At 63.3% G+C, this 12877-nt stretch carries 8 protein-coding genes and 3 tRNA genes; 3 read left to right on the top strand and 8 right to left on the bottom strand.

What is annotated here, in order from left to right; all coding sequences use genetic code 11:
- Positions 1-323 precede the first annotated feature (323 nt).
- The 3 genes from ACQRBR_RS08825 (at position 324) to ACQRBR_RS08815 (ending at position 1869) form a co-directional block, all read left to right on the top strand.
- A tRNA-Pro gene (locus tag ACQRBR_RS08825) sits at positions 324-400 on the top strand.
- 465 nt (positions 401-865) lie between these two features.
- Positions 866-942, top strand: a tRNA-Pro gene (locus tag ACQRBR_RS08820).
- A gap of 192 nt (positions 943-1134) precedes the next feature.
- Positions 1135-1869 carry a DUF4851 domain-containing protein gene (locus ACQRBR_RS08815; protein WP_427812792.1) on the top strand — a complete coding sequence of 245 codons (735 nt, stop codon included), beginning with the start codon at positions 1135-1137 and terminating at the stop codon, positions 1867-1869.
- A 334-nt stretch (positions 1870-2203) separates the two neighbouring features.
- Here the strand turns inward: ACQRBR_RS08815 and ACQRBR_RS08810 are convergent.
- From ACQRBR_RS08810 to ACQRBR_RS08775, 8 genes are all read right to left on the bottom strand, one after another.
- A tRNA-Pro gene (locus ACQRBR_RS08810) sits at positions 2204-2280 on the bottom strand.
- 231 nt (positions 2281-2511) lie between these two features.
- Positions 2512-3414, bottom strand: a complete 903-nt coding sequence (locus tag ACQRBR_RS08805; protein WP_427812791.1) for an NAD(P)-dependent oxidoreductase — start codon at positions 3412-3414, stop codon at positions 2512-2514.
- Positions 3415-3479: 65 nt separating this feature from the next.
- Positions 3480-5150 (bottom strand): formylglycine-generating enzyme family protein, encoded by a 1671-nt coding sequence (locus ACQRBR_RS08800; RefSeq protein ID WP_427812790.1) that lies wholly within the window; start codon positions 5148-5150, stop codon positions 3480-3482.
- Positions 5140-6417 carry an ABC transporter permease gene (locus tag ACQRBR_RS08795; RefSeq protein WP_427812789.1) on the bottom strand — a complete coding sequence of 426 codons (1278 nt, stop codon included), beginning with the start codon at positions 6415-6417 and terminating at the stop codon, positions 5140-5142. Before ACQRBR_RS08795 ends, ACQRBR_RS08800 begins: the two co-directional genes overlap by 11 nt.
- Before the next feature lie 4 nt (positions 6418-6421).
- Positions 6422-7159 (bottom strand): ABC transporter ATP-binding protein, encoded by a 738-nt coding sequence (locus ACQRBR_RS08790; protein WP_427812788.1) that lies wholly within the window; start codon positions 7157-7159, stop codon positions 6422-6424.
- A 12-nt stretch (positions 7160-7171) separates the two neighbouring features.
- Positions 7172-9103 carry a vWA domain-containing protein gene (locus ACQRBR_RS08785; RefSeq protein ID WP_300706145.1) on the bottom strand — a complete coding sequence of 644 codons (1932 nt, stop codon included), beginning with the start codon at positions 9101-9103 and terminating at the stop codon, positions 7172-7174.
- Between the two features lie 10 nt (positions 9104-9113).
- Positions 9114-10217, bottom strand: coding sequence for a sel1 repeat family protein (locus ACQRBR_RS08780; RefSeq protein ID WP_427812787.1), 1104 nt, complete (start codon positions 10215-10217; stop codon positions 9114-9116).
- 2 nt (positions 10218-10219) lie between these two features.
- Positions 10220-12853 (bottom strand): virulence factor SrfC family protein, encoded by a 2634-nt coding sequence (locus tag ACQRBR_RS08775; RefSeq protein WP_427812786.1) that lies wholly within the window; start codon positions 12851-12853, stop codon positions 10220-10222.
- Between the last annotated feature and the right edge of the window lie 24 nt (positions 12854-12877).

Below are 12877 nucleotides of genomic sequence, written 5' to 3'. Positions count from 1 at the left end.
CCAGGCTGCGCGGCCATCTGTCTTCTACACAGGAAATTTTTTTTGTCAATGCAGGTGAATGCTTGGTTTTTATGAAAAATATTTTGGCAAAAGAAGGAAAAAACAAGGACTGCGGAAAAAACTCGGGCAATACGGGTTTTGAAAATAAATTGATATCAATGGGTTGTCAGTGTGTCCGGATGTTTATAAGGGGTGAGAAATGCTTCACAATGTAACGAAAGCGGCAGAAACTGCCCCAAATTTTCACAAAAGCAAAATTTTTTTTTCTTAAAAGAATTTTGTGTTGACAAAGAGACGCGTCGAGCGTACTTCTTTTCTCGCGTCGGGATGTAGCGCAGTCTGGGAGCGCACTTGAATGGGGTTCAAGGGGTCGAAGGTTCAAATCCTTTCATCCCGACCAGAAAGCAGAAACCCCAAGGGATTTACGGAAACGTAGGTCCCTTTTCTGTTTTTGATGCTTGAGTATTCGGCCCTGTTTTCGCCCTAAGGGCAGGCAGGTGGAAAAAGCCTGCACTGAAGGATACGGCAGGGCATATGTGCTTCCCCTTGCACGCCGGGCCATTTCTCCCGGAAGTGGCGTGCGGGTGTGCCTTTCTTTGTCGCTTGTGCGACATGTGGAATGTGGACAGCAGGCTGCCGCATCTCCCTGCGGCACGCTGCATGCAGACCTCTATCATATGAAGAGGCGCGATCAGCTCCTGCCGGCATGGTCAGTGCGGGGCGTGCCCCTGCAGGGTGGAAGAATGGAGACCTCCGGTCGGCAACCTTGCCATTTTTTGCACAGAAGGGCTGAGATAGCTATTTTGAAAAAATGTGATGTTTTTATTGACAAGCCTGCTGTCTTCGTCTATCTACATCTTCGCGTCGGGATGTAGCGCAGTCTGGGAGCGCACTTGAATGGGGTTCAAGGGGTCGAAGGTTCAAATCCTTTCATCCCGACCAGAAAGCAGAAACCCCAAGGGATCTACGGAAACGTAGGTCCCTTTTCTGTTTTCTGGGGGCAGGATCTGCTGTTGCAGGTTTTCTGCCTGGATCAGAACCTCTGCGCGACAGGGCTTTTGCTCTGCCATGGATGCGGTTAACATGCTTGCGGCGGACGTATGGCTCCGGTCTGCCAAACGCTCTGGAGGAACCATGAAAATCCTGCTGATAGTTGTTGCCATCATTGCTGTGGCTGTTTTTGTTTTCTTTATGGGGGGACAACCTCCTTTACGGGGAGCTGGGCAGCTGGTTACCTCGGACCAGATGGTCATTATCTCCCGTGCCCGCCCTGCCTTTACCTTTGTTCCGGCTGCGGACATGCAGCTGCAAGGCCTGGGGAACCGGACCCTGCGTCCCAAAACGCGGCACTCCGTGGATGGTGATGCCCGTATCTGGTTCGCTGTGTACAGCAATGGTACCGGCACCCTGGTGACGGCCGTGGCGGACACGGAAGGGACTTGGGAGTGGGAGGCCGCACATCATCCGGCGTTTTCGGCCATCCGGGCACAGCAGTATGCCTATAAGGGAGAGACCCTTTACGAAAGCCTTATGCAGCTGGACGGCGACAGCGATCCGTTCTGCACGGATCATGCTGCCTGCCTTGCGTACAGGGCAAAGCTGCTGCTGAACTTCCGCAAGACCCAGGTCATCATGGAATATCATGAACCTGTCCCGGAAGCTCAGGTAAGGGACATCGCCTTTGACAATGCCGCTCTTAATGCCTTTCAGCAGCGGGCCCGCAAGGCCTGTGAGATCCTGATGACGGACAAGGCCTGGCTGGAGGCCAACGTCAAGGGATTCAAAAAGCTGGATGGCGCCGAAGACCGCTATTCCCGCACGCGCCTTTCCCGCTGGGTAGGCGAAATGGAACGCGAGGGCCGTCCCTAGAAGTTTTTGTTCCTGTGGACGAGGGGCAGCGGAGTTGCTGAAAGCATGGCGGCTGTTTGTCGGTCCCGGATTTCTTGCACCTGCGAAAAAAGCCACGGAGGGTACCTTCGTGGCTTTTTTATATGTGGACGACGGATTGTCTGCTGTCTGCCAGGTTGGCCAGGGCCGATACCATTCCCATAGTCCGGGGAACGGCGGGGAAGGTTTGTCCCGTGTGGTCCGACTTCGCGAAATGGCTGGCAAGCACCCCAGAAAGAGGGAAGAGGAAAATAGCAGATCCCAAAAACAGAAAAGGGATCTACGTTTCCGTAGATCCCTTGGGGTTTCTGCTTTCTGGTCGGGATGAAAGGATTTGAACCTTCGACCCCTTGAACCCCATTCAAGTGCGCTCCCAGACTGCGCTACATCCCGACACAAGAAAAGTCTTCTACGCGCCTTCCCTGATGATGTCAACAAAAAATATCAGCTGCCCCCCAAAAAGTATGCCGGAGCTCCCAGGTCTGCTTGTCGGCAGCAGGGGGGATGAGGCCGGGCTCGTTCCTCTTTCCCAAAACTGCGCATGTCCGCTGTTTCAAGAAAGTCATGGGGAAAAGCGGAAACAGGGGAAGGGCAGGCCTTCCCCCGCGTATTTTCTGCAACCGTCTAGGCGTGGGCCCGCCACTGTTTGCCGGAGAGCTCGGCAAGCACCTGCAGCAGGACCTGCGTCCCGTCCTTACCGTGGCCCTGGGCCTGGGCCATGCGGTAGATCTGTTCAGACAGCGCAAGGCCGGGCAGTACCAGACCCATGCACTTGCATTCCTCCAGGCAGAGACCCAGGTCCTTGACGAAATGGTCCACGAAGAAACCGGGCGCGTAGTCGCATCCCAGCAGACGGCGGCCCAGGGTCCCCATGGCCACACTGCCCGCGCCGCCGGGCACCACCAGTTCCAGCCACTGCTTCACGTCCAGACCGGCTTCCTGCGCAAAGAGCATGGATTCGCAAACACTGAACATGACCCCGGCGATGGCCACCTGATTGGCCAGCTTGGCCTTTTGGCCGCTGCCGGAATCACCGCAGTGCAGGATGGTCTTGCCCATGACTTCGAAGCAGGGACGTACGCGCTCGAAGGCTTCCTTATCGCCGCCCACAAAGATGGACAGGCGTGCTTCACGCGCACCGATGTCACCACCCGTGACAGGCGCATCCAGGCTGATGCAGCCCTTTGCGGCAGCGGCTTCGGCGATGCGCCGGGCCAGTTCGGGGCTGGAGGTGGTCATATCGCAGAGGATGCCGCCCTCGGCCAGGCCGGACAGTGCGCCCTGCTCGCCCAGCATCACTTCTTCCACATCACGCGGATAGCCCACGATGGAGAAGACGACATCGGAATTCCGGGCCACTTCCTGAGGCGTATCGGCCCAGCGGGCACCGCAGGCCAGCAGCCCTTCAGCGCGGGCTTTGGTGCGGTTGTAAACAGTCAGCGGATAGCCGGAAGCCAGCAGATGCCCGGCCATGGCGTGACCCATGACACCGGTGCCGATCCAGCCGAGGCGCAATTTGTCGTTCATTGGCTCATCTCCTCTGTTGCTTGCCGCGATGGCGGCGTGAATGTGACCAGGCACAGTGCCTGGGCTTATTTGCCGGTGCGTGCCTGCAGGATCTCCTGCAGCATGGCTTTGTCTGCGGGGAGCCTGCCTGCCCGTGCGCTCTGGACATGACGGCGCAGCAGCTCCGCATTGCGGCGCATGTTCTCGTTGAACAGGTCTTCCCCCGCATAATCTTTGAGCAGACTGGCAAGCGCCCGCTCGAAATCGTCCTTGTCCAGGCGGGCGGCCTCTTCCACACGGGTCCGGTAGAAGGACAGGGATCGGTCGATACCTGTCTGGAACTGCTCCAGGCCCTGTTCGGCCGTTTTCATGATCCGGCGCAGGGCGGCAAGGGTCTCGCCCTTGGCGGTCCGGCTGTCCCGCTTCATGCTGTCGTACTGGCTTTGCAGGGAATTACGGCGGCTGGCGTAGTTGCGGATGGTCTCCAGCATGTAGACGGCCGTGCGCAGGGTGGACTGCATCTCCAGCTGTTGCTGCTGTTCCTGCAGGATGTTGTTTTCCTTGATGGCCTCGCGCAGGGTCAGCAGGTTTTTGCGGCTGTTGTCGTCAGGCGCGGCGGCAAGGAGCCTGTCCAGCTCTTCCAGGGGATTGCGGCTGGCATCACGGGCCAGGGGATTGCTTTGGCCCGCGGCGTTCCAGGCTTGTTGCAGGGCCGAAGGCCGGTCGCCGCCCGGGGTGTTGATGCCGGAAATGACCGGGCGGAAGCCCAGGTCTCGGGCGTGTGCGGGGCCGTCCGCCAGAAAGAAAGCACTTTCCTCACGACGGCCGGGCATGATCTCCGCCTCGCTGGAAAGGAAAGAACCGCCCTTGCGGACAAAGCCGCCGGCGGAACCGTGTAGACGGCCGCCCACGGAAAAGCGGAACATGTCCAGCGCCATCTCGGCCGCATTGCCCGCCGTATCATATAGGCCCAGCGGGTTGGGTTTGCGCGAGCCGATACGGGCACAGTCTTCGGCGATACGGGCCGCGCCTTCGGGACGGTAGACCGCATAATCGGCCAGAGGAGCGCCCGCAGGCAGGGCAAAGAAATCCTTTTCCATCAGCTGTTCGGGCCCGGCCGTCTGACCGCCGCGGGCCGCGTATTCCCATTCGGTCTCGGTGGGCAAGCGCACAAAGCCCACGTTACGGCTGTCCCCGGCATAATGGGGCAGGGCATCGGCGGCATTCTGCAGCAGCCATTCCGTATAGCGGCGGGTAAATTCCACGGCCTCATACCAGCTGATGTCCGTCACAGGCCGGGCCGCATCTGCCACAGGCGCTTCCGTGCCGTTGCCCATGATGCTTTGCCATTGCAGGCGGCTCACTTCATATTTGGCCACCAGATAGAAAAAGTAGTCGCCTGCCGGAGCCTGGGCACGCCATGAGGCGGGCAGATCGGCCCGGGAGAAGGGCGCGGAGAGGAAGGCCCGGTAGCGGCGGTCGTAAAAGGCACGGTCGCTGTTGGCGGCATCATCGCGGCCGGGCCGGGCGGACATGTCCCAGAGCAGGCCTTTGCTGGGAACGGCCACGAGGCGGAAGGCCATGCTCAGCCCGCCGGGCATGGGCAGGACGATATCGTCTTTGTCCGGGTGCGGGTTGCAGGCATCGGCCGTGGAGACCTCACCGCCCCGTTTGGCCAGGGCAGCGTCGGCGGGCGTTGCCGGCAGGGCTGCCAGCAGCAGGAGGAAAAGGAGCGAAGAGAGCAGCCTAAATCTCACGGATGACCTCCGAAGGTTCGGTACGCGCACCGCGCAGGGACGGCAGCAGGGCTGCCAGCAGGGAGAGCAGGCAAACCAGCACCAGGGTCACGACGGCATGTTCCGGCAACAGGCGGCAGACATGCTCCATATCGTCGAGACCGGCGGCAAATATGCGGTTGACCACGCCCTGGGCAGCCGCGTAGAGGCCCAGCGCCAGCCCCGTGCCCAACACGGCCGTGAGCAGGGCCTGCAGCAGGGGGAACAGCAAAAGCTCCAGCGTGGAAAAACCTCCCAGACGGAGCAGGCTGAGGAGCCGCTGCTTGCGCCGGACGGCGGCCAGAGTGCTGCTGGTCGTAGAGGCCGTGAAGCCCGCGGCAGCGGCGCCGCCGATGAGCAGGAAGATGATGTCCAGGGACATGGAAAGGCGCCTGACCTGGTCGATGGCCTCGGCCTCGGTATGGACGGTGATGCCCTGCTGCTGGAAAAAGTCCCGCAGGGGCGCCACGTCATCCAGACTGCGGGCGTACAGACGGAAGCCCGCATACAGGCGTTCGGCAGGCGGCTGGTCGCCGTCCGCGGCATGTTCCGGGCCGAACAGGGGCACGGCGCGCCCGTCGCGGTAATCTTCCGCCGCTTCCAGGAAGGGCAGGGGCACATAGGCCACATTTTTTTGCTGGGCGGCCAGGGGCAGCACGCCGATGACCTTGAGCGGCAGGCGTACGGCCTGCACCTTGCCGTTACGGGTGCGTTCGAGCCTGCCCGTCAGCTGGTCGCCCGCCCGCAGGCCCAGGCGTTCGGCCACGGGCGCGGAAAGCACGACACCGCTGGCTGCGGCCCGGGTACGCAGACGACCCGGGTGGTCGGGATCGTCCTCGCTGTCCAGCAGCAGGGCCGGTACCGGCAGGGCATGGCGGGCCAGCAGGGGGTCCTCATGGCCGGTGGGCTCCATGGAGACATGCAGGGGCGTCCCCCGCTCCGGCAACAGCTCCACCGTGGCGGCAAGGGTGCGGGTACGGGGCATGACGAAGGCCACCCGGCCATCATCACGCCACCTGTCCATATCGGCGGCGGAAAAATGGCCGCTGCCCACGGGAGAGATTTCCAGCGTGGCGGGGTCGCTGCGCAGGCGTTCGGTCAGGGTCTCCACCACGCCGAATTTGACGCCGAAAAGGATCAGCAGCGGCGCCAGGACGGCCGCCAGCCCCAGGACGGCACAGGCGGAGAGCAGACGCTCGTGCAGGTAATCCCGCAGGGAAAGGTGGCAGATCTGTACAAGGGTATGCATGGCGTTACCGTTGGGGATGGTCGATGACGGAAAGGGGGCCCTCCTCCGTGGTGGAGCAGGCCAGGGGCACCAGCGTGAACCCGGCCTCCCGGGCCATCTGCGGATCGTGGGAGACCATGATCACCGTGGTCCCCTGCCGTCGGGCCAGATCAGCAAAGATGCCCAGGACCCTGCGGGACTGGTCCGGGTCCAGCGCGGCCGTGGGTTCGTCCGCCAGCACGATGGCGGGCCCGTGGGCCAGCGCGCGGGCGATGGCCACACGCTGGCGTTCGCCCACGGAAAGACTGGCGGGCATCTGCAGCAGCAGGCGGTCTATGCCCAAGGCCGTGGCCATGTTCCAGACCGCCTCAAGACGGCGTCCCATGATTCCCAGACAGCGGCAGGGGAGCAGGATGTTGTCGCGGGCCGAGAGAAAGGGCAACAGGCCGCCTGTCTGGAGCACATAGCCCAGATGTTTGCCGCGCAGACGGGCCAGGGCATCGAGACGGCCAGTCCGCCACAGGGCCAGCATGTCCGTCTCGCCATCGGCGGTGTGCAGCAGGAAGCGGGAGCCGTCGCCGCTGTCGGGCCGCAGGATGCCGGCCAGCACGTCCAGGGCCGTACTTTTGCCGCAGCCGCTGGGGCCCGTCAGGGCCAGCAGCTGTCCCTGCCGCACGTCCAGGCTGCGGACATGCAGGCGGAATGCGCCCGCGCCCGGGCGGACGACATGCAGATCACGCAGGGAGAAGACCGTATTTTCCATGCTTCCCCCGGCTTACGGCAACATGGACAGCGGCACGCGGTAGACCCAGTCCCCGGCGTTGCTTTGTCCGAAGCTTTCCCAGTTTTCCCGGTCGCGATCATACTCTTCGTAGCGGGCCAGCCGGGACTTGAGACGGTTGATGAAGGCCGTCTGCTCGCCGATGCTCATGCGGTACCAGTCTTCTTCGCGCAGCAGCATGATATCGCTCTTGTAGGGCAGACCATCCAGGAATTCGGCCAGCACGCCCAGTTCGGCCAGGCTCTTGCCCTGGGTGGGCATGTTGGGATCGCGGGCCATGCGGGCCGAAGCTGACAGGATGCCCTGGAAGAAGTCGCGCGAATCGGTCTTTTTGGTCCGTTCGGCGTTGTCGATGATGTTCTTCAGCTGGGTGCTGAGGTCGCTGAGCTGGTTCTTGGTCAGCAGCACGGCCACTTCCACACTGGGCACCTGACGGCCCTGGGCCAGACGCTTGAGGTCCATGTCCGCGATCCAGGAATCCACCACGGACGGGGCGCGGTTTTCGTTCTTGCGGCCCAGATAGTCCAGCTGCATGGCGTAGCCCAGCCGTTCCGCCAGCTGGCGGGCCTGGGCTTCCTCGGTGGCGGGCACGGCCTCGTCCTTGGGACGGGTCATGATCTTGCCGCTGGCCGTGTTTTTGACCATGTCCACCATAGAGGTGGTCAGGATCTTCGTCACGATGCCGAACTGACGGGCGGCCTCTTTGTGGCTGGAGGCATTGACGGCCTGATAGTTGGCCTGATCGCCGGAAAGGCGGCTCAGGGCCCGGTAGGCCTGCTCGGCATAGGCGTGGTTCTTGCTGCCGCCGGGCGTCTTGACGTGCATGGTGGTGATCCAGATGCCTTTCTGACGGGCAAGGTCGTTCATCTCTGCAGCGCCGAGACGCTGCGAGGCGTACGGGTCATCGCCGCGCAGGGGGCCGGCATCCGTGACCAGCAGGATCAGGCGGGTGGAATAGGGACCCCAGTTGAGAGAATCAATGGCCGTATAGATCCCGGCCAGAGAGTCTTCGTTGAAGTCATGGCTGGAGACGGTCGCCTGTTCCACTTTGGCCAGGCGGCTTTCCAGAGCTTTGCGGTCCTTGGCCGTGGCAAAATCGCTGATGACCTGCGAGGTGTAGCCCAGCTTGGGGGTCTTTTCCGTACTGCTGCGGAAGGCCACAACGGCAAAGCCCACATTATCGGTCATCTTGTCCTTTTCCAGACGGTCATAGAGCTGGCGGATGATGTCGCGGCTCTGGTCGATATAGGGCTTCATGGAGATGGACGTGTCCATGACCAGGGCGATGCCGGTCTTGGGCGGCCCGGCCACTGCGCCGGACTGGCTGCTGCCGGGATCGATGGAGGCCACCTGCAGCAGGTTCACGCCTTCAAAGGCCCGGTTCATGCCAAGGATGGGCATGAGGTAGAAGCGCTTCTGGGCCACGGCCCCTTTCTGTTCCGCCGGTTCCGAAGCCAGGATGGGCAGGCCGGCCGTATCCTTGCCGCCGGCTGCGGCCGCCACAAGGCTGTCCAGCTGCTTTTCCATGTCGGCGGCTTCGCACAGGCCTTTCAGGTCTTTTTCCGTCTTGAAGAAGAGTACGGGATCCCGGCCGGTACGCGGGGTGAACAGCAGGGTCAGGGACTGGTTCCAGTCCGTGGCCTGATCCTTTTTCAGCCAGCCCAGCGGCGCGCGGGTATCAAGGCCCACCTGCAGCCAGTCGCCCTGGCGGGCGTAGACATAGAGCACGGTAAAGGGCACCAGGGCCTCACGCGCGGCCGGAGCGCCGTCGCGGGCTTCTTTCAGAGGCATGGCGCCGGGGTGGGAGACCACGCGCTGATACAGGGTCTTCTTGCCTTCCTGCAACAGGGGGGCCGCCTGCAGGGCAGGCACGGCCACCAGCAGGAGCAGCAGGAGCGCCAAAAAGCGGATGCAGGTTCTGGGCATGGTCTTCTCCTTATTTCCACTCGCGCAGCAGGAGCGAGGCCTCGGCGTTGCCCTTGGCGGCTTCGCCTTCCACATGACGACGCAGGGCCGCCAGCGCCTTGTCCGCTTCCGCATAGCCCTTGTTCTTGGCATTTTCATACCAGTGCTTCGCCTGGCTCATGTCCGCGGGGATGCTGCCGCGCGGCAAGCCCGACTGCGGATCATAGAACTGCCCCACCAGGAACATGGCTTCGGCATTGCCCTTTTGGGCAGCGTCTTCCAGCAGCAGGAAGGCCGCGTCGCTCTCATCGTTGCCGGCCTGGGGCGTACGCAGGGGACGGGCCAGCTCCAGGCTGGTGGCGGGATCAGCCGTGCCGCGCAGATGCTCGCGGGCCTGCTGCAACGGCGCCACCGCGGCAGGAGCCGCCGGAGCTTTCTCCGTCCCGGCCGGTGCCGTCTGCTGGGGCGCTGCCGCCTCCTGCTGGGTCGCCGGAGTTTGCGGCGCCATGGGCGGAGGCGGCGGGGGCGTGGCCCGCAGGAAGAACCACCAGACCGCGGCAGCGGCCAGGGCCAGCAGAACGAGCCCCAGGATGATCCAGAGCAGACTGCCGGAGGATTTTTTTTCTTTCGCCGTCTCCGCAGCGGGCTGATCCATCTCCAGCGGCGCTCCGGCCAGCAGCGGCGAAGGCTCCGCTTCCGGTTCGGGATCGGGGGCCGGTGCGGGCATGGGGGCCGGTTCCGGCTCAGGCTCAGGGAGCAGCACGGGCTGCGGCGCGGGAGCTGCCGCAGGGGGAGCCGCATGTCCCATGCCGTCCCCGCCCTGCATGCGGGAATAGACGAGATCCTGGATTTGGAGGACGCACTTCTGGTCACCGGCCATGAACAGATAGCGTTCCAGCTTGTCCAGATTGTCCACCACGGCGGCACCTACCTGCAGACGCAGGCAGCCGCTGTCATCATCATGGGCATCCACGGGCAGGGAGACGCGGCTTTCCTGCCAGCCGGAAGCGGACAGGTATTTGCCGTCGCCCGAATAGATGGCCACATCGGCCGGGCCCGCACCGGGGGCATCGTACACGCAGATGACGGCCACGCCGGGCGTGCGCGCGGCATCAGGGGCAATGATGGCTTTCATCGTTATCCTTTGAATGCCTGCAGGATGTCATACAGGCGTTTGTTCTGTTGGGGGTTGCGAATCTGCTGGCCGTCGAAGTCCACGTTGGCGGTGATGCCGTGCATCAGGGCGCGCAGCCAGTCGGTATACCACTGCCGGTCGTAGGGGGCCTCCACCTCACCGATGAGCGGTTCGCCCACGGGATCGCTGACGGCCGGGAACAGGACCACGGGCTTGTCCCGGAAGATGATGGTGCGTTCCTGCTCGCTGTTATGGCGCGGATCGAAGCCCAGCCAGTCCACGAAGGCGTTGATGGCGTCGGCGGCCAGACTGGCTTGTTTCCAGAGCAGACGCTCCCGTTCAAGGTTGCTGTAAGCGGAGCAGGCGCGCAGATCCTCTTCCATCTGCTGGCGCACCCGGCAGCGCTGGGCCGAGAGCAGCAGCTCGTGGCAGAACTGGTCCAGCTCGCGCGCGGGCATGGCAAAGAAGGTGCGCGTCTCCGCGTCGGCCGCAAACTGGCGGACCTGTTCCACCCAGGCATCGAACACGGCTTCGGCCAGTTCGGCCGCGCTGTCCTTGCCTGAGACGGGTGCTGTGCCGGGCATCTCGGTGGCCACAGGGGCTTCATCGCCAAAAAGGTCGTCCAAAATGTCCTGTTGCGAGACGCGCACACCGATGGAGGCAGGCGCGGCCCCGCCGCTGTCCGCTTCAGGCATGGCGGAGGTGACCTGCGCACACAGGGCGTACAGATCGTGATCGCTGACCTGCAGGCGGTGGAGCATCTCGCCAAAAGTCTGGCTCTGGGCCACGCGGGCCAGCAAAACGGCCAGATTGCGGGCCAGGGTCTCCTTCTGGCGGCGCAGTTCCTCGCGGTCATCGCTCTGGTAGTAGACGCCCAGCGCCGTCAGGACGCGTTCGGCCTGTTCGTCCAGCCCCACACCGATCTGATGCCGCTTGAGCTCGGGATTGCAGAGGGGGCGCAGACGCTGGCGCAGCAGGCTGATGCCGCCGTCATTGAGCGTCATGGCCGCCTGCCAGACGGCTTCGGGGTCGTCCACATGGCGGCGCACCAGCGGCGAATCCACAAAAGCCCGGCGCACTTCTTCCACATAGGCGATCTGGTCGGGACGGACACCGCTCTCGTTGCCCTGGGCATCGAAGGTGAAGATGGCCTCGCAACGGAAATTGGGGTTGCGCAGCAGGAAGATGTTGCGGAATGGATGCGCGCCGTCCCAGTTGGTGGGCCAGTCATGCTGCTTGCCGAAAAAGTCCAGCAGGGAGGACTGAAGGCGCGTGTTCCAGCGCTGTTCCACGGAAGGCGAGCCGGCTTTTTTCTCGAATTCCATGTCCATCTTGGTGAGCACGAAGAACAGGGAGGGCGCCTTGCCGGCACGATGGGCCGGGTTCTCGCCGTGGGTGGAGCAGATCCAGTCGTACACGGCGCGGGGCAGATCCTGCACCTCCTGGTTGCCGGGGCCGATGCAGAGCAGCATGCTGGTCAGTTCGTGCTCTTCGCAATAGCGCTCGAACAGGTAGGCAACCTTGCCGCGCAGGAAAAGGTTCTGCAGCGCGCCTTCGCGTTCCAGCTCCTTGTCCAGGTCCAGGATCTTGAGACGGGAGCGATAGCCCGGAAAGTCCAGCAGGTCCGTGTAGGAGAAGAAGTCGTCCGGCTGTTCCCGCATGAAGATGGTGATCTCCGCCGTCAGGGCAGTGACCACGGCACGGGGCAGGGCGGCCTTGCGTCCGTCCTTGCCCAGCAGGGTCAGGCGGTCTTCCGCACTGTTTGTCCCCAGCCCGGCCAGCAGGGCCACGTCGATGATGCTGGTCTGGCGCGGCAGCAGGGCCTCCAGCGGGCAGTCGGCCTCGGCCGGATTGCCCAGGGCCTCCAGAGCCTGGCAAAGCTCGAGGAAGAGCTGCTGGAATTTGGGCTGGTTGTTCCAGATGATACCGAAAAGCTCCGCCCGGTAGCTCAGGGGCAGCAGGGGGGCCAGGCTGACGGCCTGTGCCCAGTAGCCCTGTTGCAGCATCTGGACGCGCGGCTTGGAGAGGAAGTTGCGGTTGAGGTATTCGCGCAGGTCTTCCACGTCATCGGCGGTGACGCTGCTGGCGCCGGGCGAAGACTGGCGGGCCGTCTGGGTCAGGCGCTCGAGGGCGGACCGCATGGCGTCGGCATCGGGCATCTGCTTGTGTTCGCAGTCGGCATAATAGGTATTGGCCAGCACGCGGACCACGTCCATCTCGGAGAGCAGGCGCAGCCGGATGGGGAAGTCCGGCGTCAGCCCCTGAGGCGGCGTGGTGGTGAAGCGGGTCACCAGCCCGGTGGATTCCTTGCCGCCTTCGGGATTGATCTCGGTGATGAAATCCGACGTCCGGCCGCAGAAGTCCGCCAGCAGGTCGCCGCGGCTGTCGCGGGCCAGCGCCGAGATGAGGTAGGATTTGCCGGACTGGCTGGGGCCGAAGACGCCCACACACATCTTGCGGCGGGCGGCCTGTTCGCACTTGCCGAAAAAGCGGGCGGCCCGGCGCATCTCTTTTTGCAGCGTGGTGCATTCGCTGCCCACGGTCTCGCGATTGTCGGCCAGCCAGGTGGCGGCATGGCGTGACTGTTCCGCCAGACGGGCACAGCGCGCTGCCAGCTGAATGTCTTGTTCCTGCATGATGATGCTCCTGTCTGTCCGTCG

It is taken from the genome of Desulfovibrio sp. SGI.133 (assembly GCF_050313955.1).
Classification (GTDB): Bacteria; Desulfobacterota; Desulfovibrionia; order Desulfovibrionales; family Desulfovibrionaceae; genus Desulfovibrio.
The sequence above is the reverse complement of the archived record's forward strand: the minus strand, read 5'-3'. Positions and strand labels throughout refer to the sequence as shown.

Bases quoted from the DNA above. Each gene is read 5' to 3' on its own strand.
- ACQRBR_RS08805 (WP_427812791.1), bottom strand. From the start codon at position 3,414: ATGAACGACAAATTGCGCCTCGGCTGGATCGGCACCGGTGTCATGGGT.
- ACQRBR_RS08795 (WP_427812789.1), bottom strand. From the start codon at position 6,417: ATGCATACCCTTGTACAGATCTGCCACCTTTCCCTGCGGGATTACCTG.
- ACQRBR_RS08780 (WP_427812787.1), bottom strand. From the start codon at position 10,217: ATGAAAGCCATCATTGCCCCTGATGCCGCGCGCACGCCCGGCGTGGCC.
- ACQRBR_RS08790 (WP_427812788.1), bottom strand. From the start codon at position 7,159: ATGGAAAATACGGTCTTCTCCCTGCGTGATCTGCATGTCGTCCGCCCG.
- ACQRBR_RS08775 (WP_427812786.1), bottom strand. From the start codon at position 12,853: ATGCAGGAACAAGACATTCAGCTGGCAGCGCGCTGTGCCCGTCTGGCG.
- ACQRBR_RS08785 (WP_300706145.1), bottom strand. From the start codon at position 9,103: ATGCCCAGAACCTGCATCCGCTTTTTGGCGCTCCTGCTGCTCCTGCTG.
- ACQRBR_RS08815 (WP_427812792.1), top strand. From the start codon at position 1,135: ATGAAAATCCTGCTGATAGTTGTTGCCATCATTGCTGTGGCTGTTTTT.